Source organism: Limnohabitans sp. G3-2, assembly GCF_002778275.1.
Taxonomy (GTDB): Bacteria; Pseudomonadota; Gammaproteobacteria; order Burkholderiales; family Burkholderiaceae_C; genus Limnohabitans_A.
On record NZ_NESG01000005.1, the window covers coordinates 270,241 to 291,847 of the forward strand.

Here is a 21,607-nt window from a genome sequence, read left to right on the forward strand (position 1 = left end):
AGAAGACGAAACACGCTTATCGTTTACACGAATGCTGAATGAATTAAGCCCTGACCCCGCGGCATCTGTGCCGGATACGGCGACGTACCTCGCAGCCCTCGAAGCCTTGTTTGGACACATGGTGGCCCGCACCGCCCCGGTACATGCACAGCTGGCGCACCAACTCGTGCAAACGGACCGGGTGCTGGAGGTTTGGCGCGTCGGCGCAGGCGCGCCCGCTGGGGTTCAGTGGCGCATGACGGTGTTTTGGCCACGGCAAAAGGCACGCTGCCCGGTTTTGCTCAGCCCCGATGGCTGCTGGCCGCATGTGGTGGGCCACGATGCCGCGTCGACCGCTCTGCGGCAAGGGGTCGCACTGGCCTGGTTCGACCGCACCGAGCTCGCATTTGACAACGACACAGGGCAATGCGAAGGCCCTTTTTACGAACAATGCCGGCCAAGCAAGAGCGGCAGTTTGGCGGTCTGGGCATGGGGCATTCAATGCTGCGTGGATGCCTTGGAAAAAATGGCCCATGACCGCCTCTCGGGTGTGGCGACCATCGGGCACTCGCGGGGCGGCAAAGCGGCCTTGCTGGCCACAGCCTTGGACCCGCGCATTGCCGCCGTCATCGCTCACAACAGCGGCACCGGTGGCGCCGCCTCTTTGTCCACCCAAGCGCCAGGTGCGGAGAGCCTTGCGCAATTGGCCCAGCAATTCCCCCACTGGTTGGGCGCTGCCATGCAAGATGCGGCCGAGCGCGAACGCATTGTGGCGATGGACTTGCCTCGGCTGATGCTGAGCCAGATCGCGCCCAGGGGCTTGTGCCTGCTGCAAGCGCGCGACGACCTGTGGGCCAATCCGGCGGGCACCCGGCGCATGGCCGATCTGCTTCGCCCCCACTGGCAGGGCACCGCGCAAGACCCCCAGCGCTCGCGCCGCCTGCAATGGCACGAGCGCACAGGCGGCCACGCCATGACCCTGGCCGATTGGCAAAGGGCTGCGCAATTCGTGCGCGAGGTGTTGGGGTGATGTTCGCGACACCGCCGTCCATGCCTTAAATCTGGCTCAGGGCGTAAGCGCCCTGGGTCAAATCAATCGCCTGCCCCGTGCGCGCAGACTCTTGAGCGGCCAAGCCCATCAGCACAGCCGCCAGGCCATCGCGCAAACTCACCTCAACCTGGCCTTGCCCGCGCACCACCGCATTGAAGCGTTGGTGCTGGTACAGCGTGGAGCCGTTGTGGTCTCCGGCGGCCAAAGCCACGGGGTCGACCGGCACATCCAACTCACGAGGACCTTTGGGCTCGCGGGGACTGATGACCACCTTGGGCACCGGCGCTGCGCCCAAATGGGCAGGCCAAAAACGGCCCGGCCCAGGCACAAAACATTCGGCTTTGCCGCGCGAACCGACCAATGAAATCTCTTCTTGGTAACGCGCGCCCTCGGCAAACATGCACAACTCCAGCAGGGCCCGCTGGCCATTGGCAAAGTCCACGATCACGTAGGCGTTGTCCAGAATATCGGGCACACCGTCCGCATAGCGCTCGTCCAAATGGTTGTGCGCCACCGAGGCGGATGCGTAAACCCGCACAGGTTCACTGCGCAAGACATGGCGCATCAGGTCAAAGAAATGGCAGCATTTTTCGACCAGCGTCCCGCCGGTGTAGCGGTTGAATCGGTTCCAGTCGCCCACCTTGACCAAAAATGGGAAACGGTGTTCGCGTATGGACAACATCGACAACGGTCCGGTGTGGGTCTGGCTGTGCGCCTCTTCGGTCAAGCGAGCCACGGGGGGCATGTAGCGGTACTCCATCGCCACCCAAATCGGCGCCGGGTAAGCCTGGCGCAACAAGGCCAAGTCGCGCAAAGATTCGAGCGAGGTGCAAGCGGGCTTTTCCAGCAACACAGGCAAGGGTCGCAAAGCCGCGATGTCGGCCAATTGTTCGGCGTGCCTGAAATTGGGGCTGGCCACCAGCAAGCAATCCACATCGGGGGATGTCACCACCTCCGCCAAACTGAATGCACGTTGGCTGCCAGGGCTCATGCCCAAACTGGCCGCCGCCATGGCGTCGTCGGGCTCAAAAATACGTGTCACCGAAGCGCCGGGCAACAAAGCAATGTTGCGCAAGTGCTCTTGGCCCATCATGCCGCAGCCAATGATGCCGTAACGTACTTCAGACAGGGTGGGGGTGTTCACAACCATCGCTCCTTCAAACCTTCATGGGGTGCATGTGTCCGCCAAATCTGACGGGCTCAACTGGTACTGCTGGCACAAGGCCAAAAATGCGGGCAATGCCGGGTCGATGCCCGTCTCTTGTTCCAACAACTCGGCCACGCGCGGGGCCATGCGGGCGGCCAGGCGGGCATCCAAAAACAAAACACGCCAGCGCCGTGCCAACATGTCTTCGACGGTGACGGCCCATTCTGAACGCGCAGCGTAACGCACCACCGCAGCCGTCAAGCCCAGCCCCAACAGCTCTTCGGAGCCCGGGGCATTGGCCACTTGGCCGGCTTGCGTGCCCAACAGGTGCAAGCCCGGGCCATCCCTCAAACTCACCGCCGGGGTGCCGGGCGGGGGCGCACCAAACAAGGTGTGCTGCGCGGTGCGGGCATTGCGCAGCGGCGCAGACACATCACCCTGACGCACCAATTCGTCCATCACCTCCAGCGCCATGCTGCGGTAAGTGGTCCATTTGCCGCCGGTCACGGTGACGAAACCGGGCGCCTCACGCGTGATCAAATGTTCGCGTGACAGGCGCGCAGTTCCACCCGCAGCGGCCGAACCACCGCCCACCAAGGGGCGCAAACCGACCCACACGCTTTGGATGTCTTGGGCCCGCAAGCACACGCCCAAAGCCTGCTGCGTTTCTTGCAACAAAAAGGCCAACTCTTCGGCCATGGGACGCGGCTCGAGCGGCGCATCGTCCCTCGGCGTGTCGGTGGTGCCAATCACCGTGGCCCCCAACCAGGGCACGGCAAAGAGGACTCGGCCATCCGAAGTGCGCGGCACCAACACGGCTTCTTTCAAAGGCAGCAGCGCACGGTCCACCACCCAGTGCACGCCCTGGCTCGGCTTGACCAAAGCCGGCATGGCCTGCGCTGGGCTTGCAGCCGGCAAGGCCAGCTGCCGCAGCGCATCGACCCAGACCCCGGTCGCGTTCACCACGCAGGCGGCTTGGAGCGTGGCGGTTTGGCCACTCAGGCCGTCTTGCAACTGCACTTGCCAGCCATCGCCATGCCGCACCATGCCCACCACCCGCACATGGTTGCGCACCCGCGCACCACCGGCTTGTGCGGTTTGGGCCAAAGCCAGGGCCAAGCGCGCATCCTCAAACTGACCATCCCAATAGCGCACTGCAGCCACGGTGCCGGGCAGCACAGGGACCGAGGCGCTCAGCTCAGCCCCATGGAGCATCTCTGTGGCCCCGAGGCTCAAGCGACCCGCCAGCCATTGGTAGAGTTTGAGGCCTGCCGTGGTCAGTGCCCACGACCACCAGCTTCGCTCGTGCACCACAAACGGCAAAGGCTGCGCCAAATGCGGTGCCAGGCCCAGCACAATCGCCCGCTCTCGCAGCGCCTCACGCACCAACTTGAAACGCCCTTGCGCCAGATAACGGACGCCGCCATGCAGCAATTTGGTTGAACGCGACGATGTGCCGCTCGCAAAATCACGCGCCTCGACCAGCGCCACTTGGCGCCCCTCCAAGGCGGCCTGAACAGCCACACCCAATCCGGTGGCACCGCCACCGACCACCAGCACATCGCAAGGTTCTAGGGTCCAGTCTGAAAGCGAAAGTCGAGGGCTCATGGGGCGCGAAAATGTTTCTTTTTTTTCGTTTATTTTCTTTTATGTGTTTATACAGGGGGTCCAGATGATCACATATGATCGTTATCCCTGATGGCCATCCCTGGAAAAAGCGGTACAACCAGCGCCATGACCATGGCACTCAATCCAAGACAACAGGCCATGCTGCAGCACGTGCGTGAACGCGGCAGCCTCAAAACCGAGGCCTTGGCCGCCCAATTCGAGACCACGCTGCAGACCATCCGCCGCGACATCCAGCGCTTGACGGAAACCGGCGCGCTCGAGCGCTTTCATGGCGGGGTTCGCGCCATCGACAGCAGCGCACGCAACACCACCTATGCCCAACGCCAACGCACCCATGCCCTGGCCAAACAGCGCATTGCACGCACCGTGGCCGCCGCCATCCCCCCCGGGGCGAGTCTGTTCATGAACATTGGCACCACGGTGGAAGCGGTGGCCAGCGAATTGCTGCACCACGCCGACCTGCGCGTGATCACCAACAATTTGCATGTGGCCCAGACCTTGACCGCCAACCCCCAATGCGAAGTCCTCATGGCAGGCGGCACAGTGCGCCACGAAGACTTGGGTGTGGTGGGAGAGGCGGCGCTGTCGTTCATCCGCCAATTCAAGGTCGACATTGGCCTCATCGGCATCAGCGGGATCGACGCGGACGGCACGCTCAGAGACTTTGACATGCGCGAAGTCATGGTGGCCCGCGCCATTGTCGAGCAGTCGCGGCAAGTCTGGTTGGTGGCAGACCACAGCAAATTTGGCCGCGCGGCCATGATCGAGATGGCCCCCTTGAAAGCCTTGCACACCCTGTTCACCGACGCCCCCCTGTCGCCCGACTTTGAACAACTGCTGCGCGACCAATCTGTCCGCTGTGTCCTGGCCCCCGCCAAAGACGCCGCGCCTGGCACCCCCTCAGACACTTGAACCATGACACACCCCACTTATTTGCTGGCACTCGACCAAGGGACTTCCAGCTCCCGAGCCATCGTCTTTGACGACCGCGGCCGCATCGTCGGCACCGCGCAGCAAGAGTTTGCGCAAATCTTTCCACAGCCCGGCTGGGTCGAGCACGACCCCATGGCCATCTGGCACAGCCAACGCGACACGGCGCAACAGGTGTTGGCGCAGTGCGGCCTCAAACCCTCGGACATCCGCGGCGTGGGCATCACCAACCAGCGCGAAACCACGCTGCTCTGGAGCCGCCGCACCGGGCTGCCGCTGCACAACGCCATCGTTTGGCAAGACCGCCGCACCGAAGCCATGTGCCAAGCGTGGCGCGACCAGGGCGCAGAGCAGCGCGTCCAAGAACGCACCGGCTTGCGTTTGGACCCTTATTTTTCGGCCACCAAACTGCGCTGGCTGCTCGACCACATTCCTGGCGCACGCGCGCAAGCCGAGGCCGGCGAGCTGGCCTTTGGCACGGTGGACAGCTGGTTGATCTGGCAACTCACGGGCGGCCAAAGTCACAGCACCGACATCAGCAACGCCAGCCGCACGCTGCTGTTCAACATCCACACCGGGCAGTGGGACGACGATTTGTTGGCCTTGTTCGACATCCCGCGTGCCGTCTTGCCGCAGGTGCAAGCCTCCGTCTCAGAATTTGGTCGGGTGCAAAACGGCTTGCTGGGCGAAGGCCCCGGCCCCGTGATTAGTGGCGTGGCGGGTGACCAGCAGTCGGCCCTGCTGGGCCAGGCCGGGCTGCGCGCCGGCGATGTGAAGAACACCTACGGCACGGGCTGCTTCATGCTCATGCACACCGGCTCGGTGGCGCTGCAAAGCGACAGCGGGCTGATCACCACATGCGCTGCGCAATTGCAAAGCCAAGCGCCCATCGACTATGCCCTGGAAGGCAGCGTGTTCATCGGGGGTGCGGTGGTGCAGTGGCTGCGCGACGGCCTCCAAGCGATTGCCCACAGCAGCGAGGTCGAAGCCCTGGCAGCCCGTGTGCAGAGCAGCGACGGCGTGGTGCTGGTGCCCGCATTTGCCGGCTTGGGCGCGCCCTATTGGTTGCCCCATGCCCGCGGCAGCATCCAAGGGCTGACGCGGGGCAGCACCGTGGCGCACATTGCCCGCGCCGCCCTCGAGAGCATCGCCCTGCAAAGCACGGTGCTGCTGCAGGCCATGCAAAAAGACGCCCGGCATTTGCCCCATTTGCAAGTCGCCGCCCTGCGTGTGGACGGTGGGGCCTGCGCGAACAACCTGCTCATGCAACTGCAAGCCGACCTGATGGGCTTGCCCGTCATCCGTCCCCAAACCACCGAGACCACCGCCTTAGGCGCGGCGGTGTTGGCAGGGCTGCAACAAGGGGTGTTCAAACACGCGGGCGAACTGCGTGAACGCCTGGCCACCGAGCGGGTCTTTGAACCCCAATGGAGCCGCGACCAAGCGCAGGCCAAACTGGCCGAATGGGATGCAGCGGTTCAGCGCAGTTGAACCCTGTTGAGCCTGGCGCCCGCCAGCGATGGCCCCAGGCTCAAAGTTGGTCGATCTTGATGCCCTGCTGTCGGACCACTTTTTGCCAAGCGCTCAGGTCACTGCGGATGAATTTGTCCATGTAAGCCACGCCTGCGGGCGCGGCTTCCAACGCATCGTTTTTCAAGCGGGCCTGCACATCGGGCATGGCGGTCACTTTGACCAAGGCCTGGTTCAGGCGCTCCACCACATCGCTGGGGGTACCTTTGGGGGCCACCAAACCAAAATAGTTCAAGGCCGTCAAATCGGCCAAATTTTGCTCGGCCAGTCCCGGCACTTGGGGAAACATGGGGTGGCGCTGACCGGTGGTGACCGCCAAGGCTTTGATGCGCCCATCGCGAACCAAGGGGGCCAAGGCCGGAATGGTGCCGGTCAGCACATGGATTTGCCCGCCCACCATGTCCACCGTGGCCGGCGCGATGCCCCGATAAGGGATGTGCACAATCGACACCCCCTGCTGCGCCTTGAGTTGCTCCAGCACCAAGTGGTTGATGCCCCCTGCACCGGCCGAACCGTAATTGAGCTGACCCGGCCGGGTTTTGGCGTACGCCACCAATTCGGCCAAATTGTTGACCGGCAAGTCTTTGTGGCAAGCCCACATCAAGGGGCCCTGCGCCACCATGCCGATGTTGGTGAAACTGCTCATGGGGTCGTAGCCAGCCGTGGGCAAAACGGCCGGCACGGTGGTGTAAGGGGCGGCCACCAACAACAAGGTGTAGCCATCGGGCGGGCTTTGGGCCACAAATTGGGCGCCAATGGCCCCCGAAGCCCCAGTTTTGTTGTCCACCACGACCGAAACGTTGAGCAGCTCACCCAATTTTTGCGCCAACAAGCGCCCCATGGCATCGGTTCCGGCACCCGGTGCAAAAGGCACGATGATTTTGACGGGCTTTTCAGGGTAAAGGGCAGCGCGTGCGCCCGTCGCCACCCACACGGCGCCTGCCGCGCCTGACAGCAACACGCGGCGACGCGAAGGCCATAAGGCAGGTGGAAACTTTTCAGGACGGCTCAGAGGGGGTACAGGGTTCATTCATCACCTCGGCAAATGGCAGCATTTTGACGGCACCCCATGTCAAACGAATGACTTGGGTCGCCAGTCCCAGACAAACGGTCCATTTTCATTAAAAAACCGGGAACGGCTGGCAATTTGGAAAAAGGGCGGGCACACCACCACAAAAAAACCCCGCCATGTTGCCATGGCGGGGTTTTGTGCTTTTAACTCTCAGCTGGCTTGCGCCAGCGTCAAATTAGAAGGAGTGAGCAACGCCCAGGTCGAACGATGTGACTTTGGTGTTGCTCTTGCTGTTGTCAGCGTTGTAGCTGTTGTTCTTACGAGTCTGGCTGGCCACGTCTGTGTAAACGAATGTGCGCTTGCTCAGGTCGTACTTCACGCCCATACCAAACTTGTTGTCGTCTTGTTGACCAGCAGCACCGTTGCCGTTCCACACGCTGTAACCCACGCGCAGAGTGGCGGCGCCCATAGGCGCTGTAGCACCCACGGTCCAGTTCTTGATCTTGCCGCCAGCAGCAACTTGCTTGGTAGTGCCACCAGTGTTCACAGCAGAAGATGCAGCTGCGAAAGTGCCGCCCAAACGTTGCTCTTCAGCAGTGCCGCCTTTGATGGTGGCCGAAGAAGCGAACACCTTGGCAACGCCCAGATCGTAGTTACCGTAGACTTGCGTGATGGTGTCGTTGGCACGGTTGCGCTCGTTACCCACACCAACCACCAGAGGACCAGCAGCGTATGTCAGGTTGACAGACTGGGAAGTCTTGGAAGAACCAGCAGCAACTGCTGAAACTGCGTTTGTACCTTGCACGCCACCGGCGTCAGCAACAGCAGGAGCAGCAGCAACGGCAGCAGTTGCAACCTTACGTGGGGACATGGTCAACGACAATGTCAAGCCGTTGATGGTGGGAGCTGTGTAAAAGATACCTTGGTCGATACGGCCTTCGCCACCAGCGGCGTAGTCGGTCGCGAAACCAGCAGCGTACACGCTACCAGCCACGGTGGTCACGCCCCATGGGTCAGAGTTGCCGCCGTTAGCCAATTGCAGTGCTGTCAGGCCACGGCCCAACATCACGGTACCGAAACCGCCGCTCAAACCCACGCGTGTCTCGCCTTGGAACAGGGGACGTGCGCCAGCAGCCTCTGGTGTGCCAGTGGTTGGGTCAAAACGCATTTGTGCATTGGCCATGGCTTTCAAGCCGCCGCCCAGGTCTTCGGTCACGCCGAAAGCAACGCGGTTGTTGTTGCCAGAGCCAACGGACATCTTGGCTGTATCAGGCTTAACTTGGTTAACGTTTTTGATACCCACGTCCAAAACGCCAGAGATGGTCACGGTGGACTGAGCGAAAGCAGCGCCTGTGGCAGCGATAGCAGCCAGAGCAATCAGAGTTTTTTTCATTGCAAATTTCTCCAAAGATTAAAAAAGAGCTTCGTATCCACCAGGTGAAAAACACCCATCTGAACGCTTAGCCAACCTCCAAATTCGGAAGGTTGAGCTATTGCACCAGAGCAAGACCACTTTTCAAAGAACTTCCATGAATAAAAGGTCTTTTCGTTGCACGAATGCAACAAATCAGGTGCACCAGAGACTTTTCCCACCCTTCATTTCCATTTTTATCAATCAATTCAAGCATTTGGCGGATTTTCAGAAGGCATCGCTTGAATACAGCGCTGTGAGCTTCAGGGTGTTTGGGCTGGCGCGGCGCAAGAAACCCAGAAGACTCCATTAAAGTTCGGCACTCACCAAAGGTTTTGCATGTCCACCAACGCTTTCATCTTGGCAGCCGACAGCGCTTTGCGCACTTTGTTTGCCGAGCCGCGCGCCAGTCGGCCGACCCCGCAGGCCTCCAGGGCCGAGTTGGCGTTGACGGCGGACGAGCAACGTGAATCGGCCGCACTGATGCGCGTGAACCATGTGGGGGAGGTGTGCGCCCAAGCGCTCTACACAGGACAGGCGCTGGCGTGTCAAAACCCTGCATTGCGCGCGCAGTTGGCCCAAGCCAGCCGAGAAGAGACCGACCACTTGGCGTGGACGCAGCAACGCCTGAACGAACTGAAGGGCCGCCCCTCTTTGCTCAACCCGCTTTGGTATGCAGGGGCGTTTGCCATTGGTTATGCCGCAGGCAAGCTGGGCGGCGATCAGGTGAGCTTGGGGTTTGTGGTGGAAACCGAGCGCCAAGTCGAAGCGCACCTGCAAAGCCACATGGACTTGCTGCCTGCGGCAGACAACGCCTCTCGCGCCATCGTGGCCCAAATGAAAGCCGACGAAATCGCCCACGCCCAGATGGCCATGAAGGCAGGGGCTGTGGCGCTGCCAGACCCCGTCAAGTCCCTGATGCAGCTGGCCGCCAAGGTGATGACCACCGTGGCGCAGCGGATTTGAACGGCCAGCACTGGCCAGTTCTTAGCTGATCAAACCATCAACCCAATAAAGAAAGCGTTCGGCGCTCGAAGTTGTCCACGGTTTGCGCCAACATCGAAACATGGGCGTGCGCCGCACAGAGTGCCATGTGCAAAGTTGCTGGATGGTCGATGTACTCATGAACCATCAAATTGCGCAGTTTGCGAACGGCTAACCAGTCATCCGCGCTGCTCAGAAGTCCCAGTTTTTCTGCCCGGTCTAGGTTTTCGAGGGCAGCGCCCGCCCCCTCCTCCATGGCCTTGAGCCAAGCGGGCAAAAATTTATCGCCCAAGAGATCCTGCAGACGACCAAAACGCGCAACAAACGCATCAACACGCTCTGAAAAGTCAATGTCTTGCAAATGCGTGACCAACTCTTGCGGGTTGAAGGCTTGACGAAATAGCCTCGCATCTGTTTGCTGCAAATGCATCAATTCGGCTTTGGCAGTTCTGAGCAAACTGGCCAAACGCTCGCGGTCGCCCTTGGACAGTTTGTCTTTCAGTGGCGGCCTTGTTGAACTCATGTCAGCAACGCGCCTTCTGAAAGTGCGACGTCATCGATGGGCAAATGGTTTTGGTGCCCGCCCAATAAACGGACATCCACTTTACGGCCATCCAGCTGTCGTTGCAATTGAGCGGCCAGCAAAGAAGCTTCCCAAGCCGGGTTATCGACCTCACCTTGAACCTGCACATGCAAGTCGATGTCTCCGCCCTTGGCCGAGTCATCCAAGCGAGAGCCAAACAAACGCACTTGCGCTCGATCGCCCCAGCGCAGCGCAACGGCCTGCTGAATGATGGCTTTTGAGCGAAGTGAAATTCTCATGCTTTGAGGATAGCGGATTCAGTGCACTTCCACCAACTCAAAACTGGTGGTGATGTCGGCGCTCTTGCCCAGCATGATGCTGGCCGAACAATATTTGTCATGGCTCATGGCAATGGCCCGCTCCACCGCGCTGGCGGGCACGCCTTTGGCGGTGACGGTGAAGTGCATGTTGATCTTGGTGAAAACTTTGGGGTCCACCTCGGCGCGTTCGCTGCTGAGCTTGACGCTGCAGCCCCGCACGTCGTGCCGGCCCCTCTTTAATATGAGCACCACGTCGTAGGCGGTGCAGCCGCCTGTACCGGCCAAGAGCATTTCCATGGGGCGTGGCGCCAAGTTTTGGCCGCCGTTTTCAGGTTTCGCGGCGTCTGGTGCCCCATCCATGACGACCATGTGCCCAGAACCGGTCTCGGCCACAAAGCCCATGCCTGAGCGGGTACCGGCCGCGCCGGTCCAAGAAACTGTGCATTCCATGTCGTGGTTCCTAGAATTTGTCCGTGTTGACTGTGTTTTTCAGGGCCGCTCAGCTTTGCAGCGCTTTCCACATCTCCATGTCGCGCTCGGCGGTCCAGATGCGGGGGTTTTTGATGCCACTGGCTTCGTCATACGCGCGCGTCACGTCAAACGGCAGGCAGTGCTCATAAATGAACACATGGCCAAACACCGGGTCCATGCTCTTGCGGGTGTGGGCCATGGCCGCTTTCAGGTCCATCTTGCCTGCTACGGCTTCCTTGCCGGCCTTGTAGAGAGTCTCGACCCAGCGCTTGGTGTAGTCGAGCGCCTTGTTGACATTGGCGTTGCCCTTCATGGCCTCGCCGCGGCCGGGCACGATGAACTCGGCTTTCAGGGCGCGCAGGGCTTCCAGGGTGGCCGGCCACTCTTCGAGTTGGGCGTCGCCCGTGTACACCCCGGCTTCGTACTCGACCAGATCGCCCGAGAACAGCACTTTTTCTTCCTCGACCCAGGCGATGGTGTCGCCACGGGTGTGGCCGGGGCCTGGGTGCCAAATTTGCACCACCACGCCGCCCAAGTTGATGCTGAGCTTGCCGGGCACTTCGCCTTGTGTGGGCTTGCCGCCGCCCACCACCATGGTCGGCCAGGTCAGGCCCGGGATGCTGTCGGCACCCCGGAACAGGCGCGGGAAGCGCTCCATCTCGCTTTGCATGTCTTGCGCGCCGCGCTCTTGGATCAGGTCCAACGTGCCTTCGCTGGCGATGATCTCGGTCGCGCCTTCGGCGGCGTAGGCGTAAGCGCCCAGCACACGCACCGCGTGGTAGTGGGTCAGCAACACATATTTGATGGGCAGGTCACTGACGGTACGGATCTTCTTGATCAGGTCTTGCGCCATGGCAGGGGTGGCTGTGGCGTCGCTGACCATGATGAAACGGTCACCGATGATCACGCCCGAATTGGGGTCGCCCTCGGCGGTGTAGGCCCAGCAGTGCTGGCTCAGTTGCTCGAATGTGATCTTCTTTTCGGTCAAATCGGCTTGGCTGGCAAATGCCTTGGTTGGGGCCTTGGTTGGGGCCTTGGCAGGGGCTTTGGTGGGGGCGGTGGACATGGCAGTTTCTCCGGTCAATGAATGGGATCGATTTTACTTAAACGAAATGCGTTACGCATTGGTAAATTTGAAAGGTGGATGCTGTGGCACAACTCTGCACTGTGTGAGGCCCCCTCAGTGACCGATTGTCTGCTCTGCCTTGGCCCACATTCGCGAGCAGGGGCTCGCTCCTACTCAAATACCGCCTGAGCTGGCTTTCTTGGGGAAAACCCGCTCTGTGTGGGAGGCCGCCCCTGCGGCCGAATGTCTGCTCAGCCTGGGCCCACATTCGCGAGCAGGGGCTCGCTCCTACAGGGATGCCGCATCAGCTGGATTTCTTGGGGAAGACCCGCTCTTCGTGGGAGGCCGCCCCTGCGGCCGAATGTCTGCTCAGCCTTGGCCCACATTCGCGAGCAGGGGCTCGCTCCTACAGGGATGCCGCATCAGCTGGCTTTCAAAGGGAAGGCCCGCTCTTTGTGGGAGGCCGCCCCTGCGGCCGAATGTCTGCTCAGCCTGGGCCCACTTTCGCGAGCAGGGGCTCGCTCCTACGGGATACGGCATTCGCTCGGGTTTTGTGGGCATCCCACTCAACCCAGGCCCTTTTCCAGCATGCCAATCACCTCGTCGGCAAAAGCCGCGTAGCTGATCGGACCGCCCGGGCGCAGCCAGGTGAAGGTCCAGTTGATCATGCCCAGCAGCATCATGGTCAGCGCGGTCTGGTTGGTGGGGGTCAGGCGCTCGGGATAGGCCCGCTTCATGAATCGGGTCATGGCCGCGACGATGTCACGCTGGCGGTTCAGGATCAGCTCGCGCGGCGACACACCCGCGTGGGGCAAGGAGGCATCGGCGGCATCGCTCAAAAACTGTGTGTCGTTGAGCAGCGCCGCGTGGCGTGTGGCCGAGGTTTCGTACTCTTGCAAAAACGCCCGCACCAGCTCATGCAGGGTGGCGCGTTCGTTCAGGTCTTTGCGCTGGGCCGTTGCTTCGGTTTGCGCGATCACCGCCAGCAAGCGCTGGGTGTGGCGGTCCAGCAGGTCGAACAAAATGGCTTCTTTGCTCTCGTAGTAGTGGTACAGCCGCGCCTTGGAGGTGCCGCAGGCTGCCGCAATTTCGTTCATGCTCGCCGCTGGGTAGCTGCGCTGGGCAAAGCATTGCGCCGCGATGTCGAGGATCGCGTCGCGCTTGATGTCGTGGGTGGCTGATTTGGGTCGGGCCATGGTGTGCGAAGGGCGGCCTCAAACCGGCCACACCACCCCGTTGTCGTTCAAGATAGCGTCGAGCGGCTCGTCGTGGGCTTCGGGCTCCAGATCGTCCACAAAGCCTTGGGTAAAGCCCAAGCCCACGGTGAATGGCTTGGGCTGCAAGGTGGCCAGGGTGCGGTCGTAAAAGCCGCCGCCGTAGCCCAGCCGGTAGCCGCCTGTGCCGTAGCCCACGCAGGGCACAAACAGCAAGGTGGGCACAATGACTTCGGTGTCTTTGGGTTTGGGGATGCCGTAGGCGTCTTCCTCCATCGCACAACCGGGGTACCAGGTGTGGAAAGTCAGGGTTTTGTGGAGCTTGTTGACCACGGGCAAGCCAATTTGGCGGCGCTGGGGTGCACCATGCAGCTCCCCGTCCTCTTTCCAGCGGTGCAACACGGGCAAAGGGTCAAACTCGCCCTTGATGGGCCAATAAGCGCCGATCACCGTGTCCGGGCGGTCAAACAGCCAGATGCGCAGGATGCGCTGCAAGGCTTCGGCCCGCTCCAAACGGTCTGGCAGGTTCAACCTTTCTGCCACCAAGGCTTTTCGCAAGGCTCTTTTAACGTCAGCTTTGTCCATAATCGACCCATGAAATTCCATCCGATTCTGACACTGCTTTGTGCCATCGCCACGACAGGCTTGTGCAGCCCTTTGGCAAACGCCCAAGTTCCAGCCCCCAACAAGGGGGATGAGGTCATCCTGGACATGAGCCAGGCCTTCAAAAAGAACGACAAAACCCGCCTGTCTGCCCTGCTGCCCAAGTCCAGGGGCCATGTGCTGGAGCCCTTGGCGGCCTATTGGGAAATGCGCGCGCGGCTGGACACGGCCCCTGAATCGGAGATCCGCAGCTTTTTGAACAGCTACGCGGGCAGCTACTACGAAGACCGCTTGCGCAACGATTGGCTGCTGCAAATGGGCAAGCGCCGGGATTGGACAGGCTTCACCGCCGAATACCCCCGCTACCGCATGCGCGACGACCGTGAATTGCGCTGTTACGCCCTGGCCACCGAGGCCATGAACAGCAAAGCCGACGTGGCCGATGAAACCAAACGCCTGTGGTACAGCCTGCGCGAGGCCGACGACGGCTGCACCTACGTGGCCGACCACTTGCACTCGGGCAAACAAATCAACGGGCTGGACCTGTGGCGCAAGGCGCGCATCGCCATGGACGCCAACCGCCCTCGCGCGGCGCAAGCGGCGGTCGACATCGAAGCCCCCCGCTTGTCAGAGCAGGTGGCCCTCATCCACGCCGACCCGGGCAAATACCTGGACAAACGCATCCTGGCCATCACCAAGAGCCGCAAAGAGCTGGCGGTGTTGGCCCTGATCCGTTTGGCGGCCAAGGACCCGGACGAAGCGGCCGATTTGCTCAGTCGCCGCTGGTCCGTTCAGCTCAGCCCCGAAGAGCGCAACTGGACATGGGCTGTGATTGGCAAACAAGCCGCCTGGAAACTGCAGGACAACGCCGCCAGTCACTTTGCCAAGGTGCAAAAAGACAGTGACCTGAACGATGACCTGCTGAGCTGGAAGGTGCGCGCTGCGCTGCGCCAAGGCCAATGGCGACAGGTGTTGAGCGCCACCCAGGCCATGAGCCCAGAATCCCAAAAAGACCCCGCCTGGGTGTATTGGCGCGCCCGCGCCTTGACGGCCACGGCGCAAGACACGGCGCAAAAGCAAGAGGCGCAGGCTTTGCTGCGCAGCATCGCCAGCGTGAAGGGTTTTTACGAGCAACTGGCACTGGAGGATTTGGGCCAGCCCATCACCGTGCCCGAGCGCCCCATGGCTTTGACCCCGCAGGAGAAAGCGGCGGCCCTGGCCAACCCCGGACTGCAGCGGGCCCTTTATGCGATCCAGATCGGCCTGCGCCCCGAAGGCAACCGCGAGTGGAACTACAGCACCAATTTGCACACCCCAGGGGGCATGAACGACCGCGATCTGCTGGCCGCCGCCGACTTGGCCTGCCAGCGCCAGGTGTGGGACCGCTGCATCAACACCAGTGACCGGACCAAAGAGGCGATCGACTTTGACCAGCGCTTCCCGATGCCGCTGCGCGACATCGTGGTGCGCCGCGCGGGCGAGATCAAACTCGACCCGGCTTATGTGTACGGCCTGATCCGGCAGGAAAGCCGCTTCATCATGGACGCGCGCTCTCACGTGGGTGCATCCGGCCTGATGCAGGTCATGCCCGCCACCGCCAAATGGACCGCCAAAAAAATCGGCTTGACCAGCTTCACGCCGGAGCAGATCACCGACCGGGAAGTGAACGTGGCCATTGGCACGGGTTATCTGAAACTGGTGTTGGACGACTTTGAAGGCTCCATGCCCATGGCGACTGCCGCCTACAACGCGGGCCCCAGCCGTCCGCGCAACTGGCGCAACGGCCCGGTGCTCGAAGCCGCCATTTGGGCCGAGAACATCCCGTTCCAGGAAACGCGTGACTACGTGAAAAAAGTGCTGTCGAACACGACCAACTACGCGGCCATCCTGACGCGCCAGCCGCAATCGCTCAAAGCCCGGCTGGGGATGATTGGGCCGCGCAACTCGCCCTTGAGCGAAGTGAGCAAAGATTTGCCCTGAGGCCTGCAGATCAGGGCCAACCTGCCTTCGCGAGCAGGGGCTCGCTCCCACACACATACCGCTTCAGCGCTCTTCGGGCCTTCGCGAGCAGGGGCTCGCTCCCACACACATACCGCTTCAGCGCGCTTGGGGCCTTCGCGAGCGGGGGCTCGCTCCTACAGGCATGCCGCATCAGGGGGGTTCGGTGGGGAAGGCCTGCTCTTTGTGGGAGGCCGCCCCTGCGGCCGAATGGGGACTCAGGCCTGGGGCTCTGGCCCCAACAACGCATCCAAGTTGGCGTTGATTTTTTCGACGATCTTGCCGCTGTAGGCGCCCAACAAAAACCCCAGCTGGATCTGCAGGTCAAAACGGGTGTCGGTCACGGTCAGTTCGCCGCTCACGCCGCTGCGCTCAAAGCGCATGCGGTCCGCCGACTCACCGGGCGCTGAGGTGCAGCTCATGCCCCATTCTTGTTCCGCTTGTTCGCGCCAGCGCTGCGCAACCAGGCGTGCGCCAGCCATGCCCAAGGTGTGTTCGCGTTCGATTTTCAATTTGGGCATGTCGCCACCTCCACCAAACAGTCGTAAAACACGGGCGCTCGGCCCAAATCGGTCAGGTGCTGGCTGGTCAGTTCGTTCACGTTGGTGCCGTTCAGGCCCAGCTTGCGCCACCAGATGCCCAGGCCATGGACCACGCCTTGGCGCGCCCGCTGGTTCAGCCGCGCTTTGCAGTGGTACGTGCCACGGTCGTTGAACACACGCACCACCGCGCCGTCAGAAATGCCCCGCTGGGCCGCATCCTCGGGGTGCATCTCCAGCACGGGCTCGGCCTCGATGTCGCGCAGGCTTTGCACGTTGACGAAGGTCGAATTGAGGAAGTTGCGCGCAGGCGGCGAGATCATGGCCAGCGGGTAGCGCCCCCCGGGCGTGGCCAGCTCGTAGTTGGGCAGGTGGTCGGGCAGACCGTCCAGACCCTGATCGGCCAAGCGTTGGCTGAAAAATTCACAGCGCCCCGAAGGCGTTGGAAAGTCGCCCTGCGCAAACGGCGCATCGGGCACGGGCAGCGAAGCAAAGCCGTGGGCCAGCAGCTGCTCAAAATCCTGCGCATCACCGATGGCGCTGCGGCACAGGCTTTCGTCGCTTTCGGCAAAACACGGGTTGTCAAAGCCCATGCGCTGGGCCAGCGCCCGGAAGATGTCGGTGTTGGTGCGCGCACCGCCCACGGGCGCAATCGCGGGACGGTTGAGCAGCACATCGGTGTGGCCGTAGCTGGTGTGGATGTCCCAATGCTCGAGCTGCGTGGTGGCAGGCAAGATGAAGTCGGCGTAGTCGGCCGTGTCGGTTTGGAAATGCTCCAACACCACGGTGAACAGGTCTTCACGGCCAAAGCCCTGCACCACCCGGCCCGACTCGGGGGCCACGGCCACCGGGTTGCTGTTGTAGACGATCAAGGCTTCAATTTGCGGGCCAAACGTGGGCGATGACGGACGCAACAAGTCGTCGCCAATGGTGGTCATGTTGAGGGTGCGGGGGCGGCGCTCGCCCAGCAAATCAGGCCGCTGCAAAGCCGCCCGCCGCACGGGAAAATGCCCCGAGCTGCTGAGCAACACCCCGCCGGCCCGGTGTCGCCATGCGCCGGTCAGTGCAGGCAGGCAAGCGATGGCCCGCACCGCATTGCCGCCGCCGCGCACACGCTGCATGCCGTAATTCAGCCGAATGGCTGCGGGCTGGGTGGTGCCCCAGTCGCGAGCCAATTGCCGGATTTGCGCCACCGGAATGCCGCACACCTCGGCCGCTCGCTCAGGAGACCATTGCAAGGCACGCGCTTTCAAAGCGTCCCAGCCCAAGGTGTAGCGGTCAATGTAGTCGGGGTCGAGCCAGCCGTGCACGATCAGCTCGTGCATGACCGCCAGCGCCAGCGCGGCGTCGGTGCCTGGGCGCAGGGCGATGTGTTCGTGGCATTTTTCGGCCGTCTCGCTGCGACGGGGGTCGATGCACACCAGTTTGGCCCCCTGGCGCTTGGCCTCCTGGGCGATGCGCCAAAAGTGCAGGTTGCTGCCAATCGAGTTGCTGCCCCAAATGACGATCAGTTTGGATTCGGCGAAAAACTCGACCTTCATGCCCACCTTGTTGCCCAAGGTCTGTGTCAGGGCTTCGGCCCCAGCAGAAGCGCAAATCGTGCGGTCCAACAGCGATGCGCCGAGCTGGTGGAAAAACCGCGCGGCGATCGACTCGCTTTGCACCAGGCCCATGGTGCCCGCGTAGCTGTAAGGCAAGATGGCCTGCGGATCGCGTGCGGCAATGGTTGTGAGCCGAGCGGCGATGGCGTCCAAGGCTTCATCCCAGCCCACAGGCTCAAACTGGCCAGCGCCTTTGGGCCCCACTCGGCGCAAGGGCACAAGCAAGCGCTCAGGGTGGTAAGTGCGCTCGGCGTAACGCGAGACTTTGGTGCACAACACGCCATCGGTCGGCGCGTGCGCAGGGTTGCCCTGCACTTTGGTGGCGCGGCCGTTTTCAACGGTCGTGAGCAAGGCACAGGTGTCGGGGCAATCGTGCGGGCAGGCACCACGCACCACAGTGGCAGAGGTATCGTTCATGGGTCGGTGGCGAGCAACAGGTCAAAAGCCGATTGTCGCGCAGCCCGGCCATCTGTGGTCAGACCCTGGTTTCAGGGGCTGCCCAGGTACCCCATGCGCGCACCAGCTCTGCGCACATTCGCGAGCAGGGGCTCGCTCCCACAGGGATGCCCATCCACAGCACAGGGGTGGGCTTGTGGCTTGTGGCTTGTGGCTTGTGGCTTGTGGCTTGTGGCTTTGGCTTTGGCTTTGGCTTTGGCTTTGGTTTTGGTTTTGGTTTTGGTTTTGGTTTTGGTTTTAGTTTTGGTTTTAGCTTTAGGTTTTGGGCTTTTGTGGGAGGCTGCCCCTGCAGCCGAATGCGGGCACCTGCGGCGCGCTTCAATCAGGTACTGCGGCGCCTGGTCAACGCGGCTGCACCCGCTGACCCGCGACGCACTGCCCCACCGCCTGATCGCCGCGCTGCCAGCAGGGGCTGGCTGCGCGGTCGTCGCGCTCAGGCACACCATCCATGCGGATTTGGGCCACAAGGGTGTCGAACCCGCGCACGCCCTGCTTGTCCAGATCCAAGCGCAGCACCCAGCCCCGGCGCTGGTTGGCGTTGTCGGTTTCTTTCATGACAAAGTTGCCAACGCTGTAGATCACGGGCTTGCCCTCGATGTGCTCGATGTCTTGCGTCACATGGGGGTGCCCACCGATCACCGCGTCGGCACCCGCCTCGACCATCAAGCGGGCGAGTTGCCGCTGGCGGACATTGGCCACCAATTCGTTTTCCCAGCCCCAATGCATGATGGGGATGACCAGGTCTGCGCGGTGCACTTGGCGCGCCTTGCGGATGTCGTCCACCACCTGCTCGTCCTCGCTCCAGGCAACGCCTGGGGCGTTGTGGTCGGCTTCAAAGCTGCGGGGCATGAACTCGTTGTAGCTCAAAAAGGCGATGCGAAGGCCTTGTCGCTCCACGATCCACGGGGTGTGTGCTTCACGCAGGTTCATGCCGCCCCCCATTTGGGCCAGGCCTGCATGGCGCAACAAGCCCAGCATTTGGGCAAAAGCCTCCCGGCCAAAATCACCCGAATGGTTGTTGGCCAGCGCGACCGCATCGAAATGGGTCTTGAGCACAGGCAAAACGCGGGGGTGGGCCCGGAATGTGAAATTCTTGTCGCCCGAGCTGCCCACCGTGGCCACCACGCATTCCAGGTTGGCGATGCGGATGTCGGCAGCTGCAAACACCGCAGCAAACTCGGCAAAGGGGTCTGCACCACGGGCGATCAAGGCGCCCGGCGCATCGTCCAGCAAGGTGTCGCCTGCAAACACCAAGCGAATGGGCTTGTCCGACAGGGGGGCGGTTTCGGCCAGGGCCGGTGCCGCACCCCAAAGGGAGGCCCAGCAGGCCAACACCACCAGCCAGGGGGTGATGCAGGTGCTGGCCGAGGCTGGGAGTTTGGGAGCCTGTGTCATGGTGCCCAACCCTCCAAACGGCAGCTGTAGATCAATTCCCGCTCCAGGGGACCGCCGTAGACGTGGTTTTGCCCGGTGATCGGCACGGGCGTCTTGGACGCGGGGAACGGCGGCAAATATTTCACCTGGTGCACCAACAGCGGCTGGGTGGGCGTGTCCAGATAGCTGTAAATCACAATCCGATCGATCTTTTGGGCCGTGCCCACCACGATCGGTTTGAACCCAAATCGCCCGCCAATGTCCACCGAAGGCACCGGGTAAGGGTCCAGCACCGGGCGGGCCACCACGGTCTGCGTGGCCCCGGCATAAGTGACTTGGCAAGTGAGTTGGGGCTGGGCCTGAGCCTGCGCCGCGTTCCCCACCGCGAACATCAGGGCCAAGCCCCAAGCCCAAGGCAGAGGTTTTGGAAGAATTTTTTTCAACATCGAACCCTGATTTTGCACGCAGCCCAAGGCACCCAGGTGACAGCCCGAACCCAGCCGCTGTGTGGGGCGATTGGCAAAGGAAGGCAAGTCCCGCTAGACTGTCTTCATGAAAATCATCGATTCCATCCTCACCGACGCGGCCAGCATCGCGGCCATTCGCAAAGACATCCATGCCCACCCCGAGTTGTGCTTTCAAGAAGTGCGCACCGCCGATGTGGTGGCCCAGCAGCTGACCGACTGGGGCATCCCCATCCACCGCGGCATGGGCACAACGGGGGTGGTGGGCATCGTGCACGGGCGCGACGGCGGCGCTTGCGGGCGCGGCATTGGCCTGCGCGCTGACATCGATGCCCTGCCCATGCAGGAATTCAACACCTTTGCCCACGCCAGCCAACACCAAAGCAAGATGCACGCCTGCGGCCACGACGGCCACACGGCCATGCTGCTGGCTGCGGCCAAACACTTGGCCAAGCACCGTGACTTTGACGGCACGGTGTATCTGATCTTTCAGCCGGCCGAAGAAGGCGGCGGCGGCGCCCGCGAAATGATCAAGGACGGCTTGTTTGACAAGTTCCCGATGCAAGCCGTGTTCGGCATGCACAACTGGCCGGGCGCAGCGGTGGGCACTTTTGCCGTGAGCGCGGGCCCCGTGATGGCGTCGAGCAACGAGTTCAAGATCACCATCCGCGGCAAGGGCAGCCACGCTGCACTGCCGCACAACGGCATCGATCCGGTGCCGATTGCTTGCCAGATGGTGCAAGGTTTCCAGACCATCATCACCCGCAACAAAAAACCGGTGGACGCAGGCGTGATCTCGGTCACCATGATCCATGCGGGTGAAGCCACCAACGTGGTACCCGATTCCTGCGAATTGCAAGGCACGGTGCGCACCTTCAGCATCGAGGTGCTGGATTTGATCGAAAAACGCATGCAGCAAGTGGCCGAGTCGATCTGTACGGCTTTTGACGCGCAATGCGAATTTGAGTTCCACCGCAACTACCCGCCGACCATCAACAGCGCCGCCGAAGCCGAATTTGCACGCCAAGTGATGGGCGGCATCGTCGGTGCTGAGCAGGTGATGCAGCAAGAGCCCACCATGGGCGCAGAAGACTTCTCGTACATGCTGCAAGCCAAGCCCGGGGCTTATGTGTTCATCAGCAACGGCGACGGCGCCCACCGCGAAATGGGGCACGGCGGCGGCCCTTGCACCTTGCACAACCCGAGCTACGACTTCAACGACGACCTGATCCCGCTGGGCGGCACCTACTGGGTTGAATTGGCCACGCAGTGGCTGGCCCACCCCACACAAACCGCCTGACAGGA

General features: G+C 62.0%; 20 protein-coding genes. 6 read left to right on the plus strand and 14 right to left on the minus strand.

What is annotated here, in order from left to right; all coding sequences use genetic code 11:
- The first annotated feature begins 106 nt into the window (after positions 1 to 106).
- Positions 107 to 1,009: an alpha/beta hydrolase gene (locus B9Z31_RS09860; RefSeq protein WP_158235676.1), complete on the plus strand. Its 903-nt coding sequence runs from the start codon at positions 107 to 109 to the stop codon at positions 1,007 to 1,009.
- A 25-nt stretch (positions 1,010 to 1,034) separates the two neighbouring features.
- Here B9Z31_RS09860 and B9Z31_RS09865 read toward each other — a convergent pair whose 3' ends face one another.
- Both B9Z31_RS09865 and B9Z31_RS09870 read right to left on the minus strand, forming a co-directional pair.
- Positions 1,035 to 2,174, minus strand: a complete 1,140-nt coding sequence (locus B9Z31_RS09865) for a Gfo/Idh/MocA family protein (RefSeq protein ID WP_100119486.1) — start codon at positions 2,172 to 2,174, stop codon at positions 1,035 to 1,037.
- A 21-nt stretch (positions 2,175 to 2,195) separates the two neighbouring features.
- Positions 2,196 to 3,785, minus strand: coding sequence for a glycerol-3-phosphate dehydrogenase/oxidase (locus B9Z31_RS09870; protein ID WP_100119388.1), 1,590 nt, complete (start codon positions 3,783 to 3,785; stop codon positions 2,196 to 2,198).
- A 132-nt stretch (positions 3,786 to 3,917) separates the two neighbouring features.
- On the opposite strand from B9Z31_RS09870, the gene B9Z31_RS09875 reads away from it, so the two are divergent.
- Positions 3,918 to 4,718 (plus strand): DeoR/GlpR family DNA-binding transcription regulator, encoded by an 801-nt coding sequence (locus B9Z31_RS09875; RefSeq protein ID WP_100119487.1) that lies wholly within the window; start codon positions 3,918 to 3,920, stop codon positions 4,716 to 4,718.
- A gap of 3 nt (positions 4,719 to 4,721) precedes the next feature.
- Complete coding sequence (gene glpK / locus B9Z31_RS09880; protein WP_100119389.1) at positions 4,722 to 6,227, plus strand: glycerol kinase GlpK; 1,506 nt, start codon at positions 4,722 to 4,724, stop codon at positions 6,225 to 6,227.
- Positions 6,228 to 6,267: 40 nt separating this feature from the next.
- On the opposite strand, the gene B9Z31_RS09885 is transcribed toward glpK, so the two are convergent.
- Both B9Z31_RS09885 and B9Z31_RS09890 read right to left on the minus strand, forming a co-directional pair.
- A complete protein-coding gene (locus tag B9Z31_RS09885; RefSeq protein ID WP_100119390.1) occupies positions 6,268 to 7,296 on the minus strand; it encodes a tripartite tricarboxylate transporter substrate binding protein in 1,029 nt (342 codons plus the stop codon).
- Positions 7,297 to 7,513: 217 nt separating this feature from the next.
- Positions 7,514 to 8,671 carry a porin gene (locus B9Z31_RS09890; RefSeq protein WP_100119391.1) on the minus strand — a complete coding sequence of 386 codons (1,158 nt, stop codon included), beginning with the start codon at positions 8,669 to 8,671 and terminating at the stop codon, positions 7,514 to 7,516.
- 357 nt (positions 8,672 to 9,028) lie between these two features.
- Between B9Z31_RS09890 and coq7 the strand changes: the two genes are divergently transcribed.
- Positions 9,029 to 9,655 carry a 2-polyprenyl-3-methyl-6-methoxy-1,4-benzoquinone monooxygenase gene (gene coq7 / locus B9Z31_RS09895; protein WP_100119392.1) on the plus strand — a complete coding sequence of 209 codons (627 nt, stop codon included), beginning with the start codon at positions 9,029 to 9,031 and terminating at the stop codon, positions 9,653 to 9,655.
- A gap of 37 nt (positions 9,656 to 9,692) precedes the next feature.
- Here the strand turns inward: coq7 and B9Z31_RS09900 are convergent, their stop codons facing one another.
- The 6 genes from B9Z31_RS09900 to B9Z31_RS09925 form a co-directional block, all read right to left on the minus strand.
- The gene (locus tag B9Z31_RS09900) at positions 9,693 to 10,196 is read right to left on the minus strand and encodes a hypothetical protein (RefSeq protein WP_100119393.1); all 504 of its coding nucleotides are present in this window, start codon (positions 10,194 to 10,196) and stop codon (positions 9,693 to 9,695) included.
- The gene (locus B9Z31_RS09905) at positions 10,193 to 10,495 is read right to left on the minus strand and encodes a DNA polymerase III subunit beta (RefSeq protein WP_100119394.1); all 303 of its coding nucleotides are present in this window, start codon (positions 10,493 to 10,495) and stop codon (positions 10,193 to 10,195) included. The genes B9Z31_RS09900 and B9Z31_RS09905 overlap by 4 nt, the downstream gene beginning before the upstream one ends.
- 18 nt (positions 10,496 to 10,513) lie before the next feature.
- The gene (locus B9Z31_RS09910) at positions 10,514 to 10,966 is read right to left on the minus strand and encodes an OsmC family protein (RefSeq protein ID WP_100119395.1); all 453 of its coding nucleotides are present in this window, start codon (positions 10,964 to 10,966) and stop codon (positions 10,514 to 10,516) included.
- A 49-nt stretch (positions 10,967 to 11,015) separates the two neighbouring features.
- Positions 11,016 to 12,053: an MBL fold metallo-hydrolase gene (locus B9Z31_RS09915; RefSeq protein ID WP_100119396.1), complete on the minus strand. Its 1,038-nt coding sequence runs from the start codon at positions 12,051 to 12,053 to the stop codon at positions 11,016 to 11,018.
- Positions 12,054 to 12,619: 566 nt separating this feature from the next.
- Positions 12,620 to 13,249 carry a TetR/AcrR family transcriptional regulator gene (locus B9Z31_RS09920; RefSeq protein WP_100119397.1) on the minus strand — a complete coding sequence of 210 codons (630 nt, stop codon included), beginning with the start codon at positions 13,247 to 13,249 and terminating at the stop codon, positions 12,620 to 12,622.
- 18 nt (positions 13,250 to 13,267) lie between these two features.
- Entirely contained in the window at positions 13,268 to 13,852 is a 585-nt protein-coding gene (locus B9Z31_RS09925; protein ID WP_100119398.1) for a 5-formyltetrahydrofolate cyclo-ligase, read from the minus strand.
- Positions 13,853 to 13,861: 9 nt separating this feature from the next.
- Here B9Z31_RS09925 and B9Z31_RS09930 point away from each other — a divergent pair, with 9 nt between their 5' ends.
- Positions 13,862 to 15,850, plus strand: coding sequence for a lytic transglycosylase domain-containing protein (locus B9Z31_RS09930; RefSeq protein WP_100119399.1), 1,989 nt, complete (start codon positions 13,862 to 13,864; stop codon positions 15,848 to 15,850).
- Positions 15,851 to 16,086: 236 nt separating this feature from the next.
- On the opposite strand, the gene B9Z31_RS09935 is transcribed toward B9Z31_RS09930, so the two are convergent.
- The 4 genes from B9Z31_RS09935 to B9Z31_RS09950 all read right to left on the minus strand — a co-directional run bounded on the left by B9Z31_RS09935 (position 16,087) and on the right by B9Z31_RS09950 (position 20,284).
- The gene (locus tag B9Z31_RS09935; protein WP_100119400.1) at positions 16,087 to 16,389 is read right to left on the minus strand and encodes a polyhydroxyalkanoic acid system family protein; all 303 of its coding nucleotides are present in this window, start codon (positions 16,387 to 16,389) and stop codon (positions 16,087 to 16,089) included.
- Complete coding sequence (locus tag B9Z31_RS09940; protein WP_100119401.1) at positions 16,377 to 18,425, minus strand: molybdopterin-dependent oxidoreductase; 2,049 nt, start codon at positions 18,423 to 18,425, stop codon at positions 16,377 to 16,379. Before B9Z31_RS09940 ends, B9Z31_RS09935 begins: the two co-directional genes overlap by 13 nt.
- A gap of 381 nt (positions 18,426 to 18,806) precedes the next feature.
- Complete coding sequence (locus B9Z31_RS09945; protein WP_100119402.1) at positions 18,807 to 19,859, minus strand: CapA family protein; 1,053 nt, start codon at positions 19,857 to 19,859, stop codon at positions 18,807 to 18,809.
- Positions 19,856 to 20,284 carry a hypothetical protein gene (locus B9Z31_RS09950; RefSeq protein ID WP_233200886.1) on the minus strand — a complete coding sequence of 143 codons (429 nt, stop codon included), beginning with the start codon at positions 20,282 to 20,284 and terminating at the stop codon, positions 19,856 to 19,858. Before B9Z31_RS09950 ends, B9Z31_RS09945 begins: the two co-directional genes overlap by 4 nt.
- Before the next feature lie 106 nt (positions 20,285 to 20,390).
- Here B9Z31_RS09950 and B9Z31_RS09955 point away from each other — a divergent pair, with 106 nt between their 5' ends.
- The gene (locus tag B9Z31_RS09955; RefSeq protein WP_100119403.1) at positions 20,391 to 21,602 is read left to right on the plus strand and encodes a M20 aminoacylase family protein; all 1,212 of its coding nucleotides are present in this window, start codon (positions 20,391 to 20,393) and stop codon (positions 21,600 to 21,602) included.
- Positions 21,603 to 21,607: the final 5 nt, after the last annotated feature.

Excerpts from the sequence above, each read along its gene's own strand:
- B9Z31_RS09870 (WP_100119388.1), bottom strand. The coding sequence starts at position 3,785 with ATGAGCCCTCGACTTTCGCTTTCAGACTGGACCCTAGAACCTTGCGAT.
- B9Z31_RS09875 (WP_100119487.1), top strand. The coding sequence starts at position 3,918 with ATGGCACTCAATCCAAGACAACAGGCCATGCTGCAGCACGTGCGTGAA.
- glpK (WP_100119389.1), top strand. The coding sequence starts at position 4,722 with ATGACACACCCCACTTATTTGCTGGCACTCGACCAAGGGACTTCCAGC.
- B9Z31_RS09885 (WP_100119390.1), bottom strand. The coding sequence starts at position 7,296 with ATGAACCCTGTACCCCCTCTGAGCCGTCCTGAAAAGTTTCCACCTGCC.
- B9Z31_RS09890 (WP_100119391.1), bottom strand. The coding sequence starts at position 8,671 with ATGAAAAAAACTCTGATTGCTCTGGCTGCTATCGCTGCCACAGGCGCT.
- coq7 (WP_100119392.1), top strand. The coding sequence starts at position 9,029 with ATGTCCACCAACGCTTTCATCTTGGCAGCCGACAGCGCTTTGCGCACT.
- B9Z31_RS09900 (WP_100119393.1), bottom strand. The coding sequence starts at position 10,196 with ATGAGTTCAACAAGGCCGCCACTGAAAGACAAACTGTCCAAGGGCGAC.
- B9Z31_RS09905 (WP_100119394.1), bottom strand. The coding sequence starts at position 10,495 with ATGAGAATTTCACTTCGCTCAAAAGCCATCATTCAGCAGGCCGTTGCG.
- B9Z31_RS09910 (WP_100119395.1), bottom strand. The coding sequence starts at position 10,966 with ATGGAATGCACAGTTTCTTGGACCGGCGCGGCCGGTACCCGCTCAGGC.
- B9Z31_RS09915 (WP_100119396.1), bottom strand. The coding sequence starts at position 12,053 with ATGTCCACCGCCCCCACCAAAGCCCCTGCCAAGGCCCCAACCAAGGCC.
- B9Z31_RS09920 (WP_100119397.1), bottom strand. The coding sequence starts at position 13,249 with ATGGCCCGACCCAAATCAGCCACCCACGACATCAAGCGCGACGCGATC.
- B9Z31_RS09925 (WP_100119398.1), bottom strand. The coding sequence starts at position 13,852 with ATGGACAAAGCTGACGTTAAAAGAGCCTTGCGAAAAGCCTTGGTGGCA.
- B9Z31_RS09930 (WP_100119399.1), top strand. The coding sequence starts at position 13,862 with ATGAAATTCCATCCGATTCTGACACTGCTTTGTGCCATCGCCACGACA.
- B9Z31_RS09935 (WP_100119400.1), bottom strand. The coding sequence starts at position 16,389 with ATGCCCAAATTGAAAATCGAACGCGAACACACCTTGGGCATGGCTGGC.
- B9Z31_RS09940 (WP_100119401.1), bottom strand. The coding sequence starts at position 18,425 with ATGAACGATACCTCTGCCACTGTGGTGCGTGGTGCCTGCCCGCACGAT.
- B9Z31_RS09945 (WP_100119402.1), bottom strand. The coding sequence starts at position 19,859 with ATGACACAGGCTCCCAAACTCCCAGCCTCGGCCAGCACCTGCATCACC.
- B9Z31_RS09950 (WP_233200886.1), bottom strand. The coding sequence starts at position 20,284 with ATGTTGAAAAAAATTCTTCCAAAACCTCTGCCTTGGGCTTGGGGCTTG.
- B9Z31_RS09955 (WP_100119403.1), top strand. The coding sequence starts at position 20,391 with ATGAAAATCATCGATTCCATCCTCACCGACGCGGCCAGCATCGCGGCC.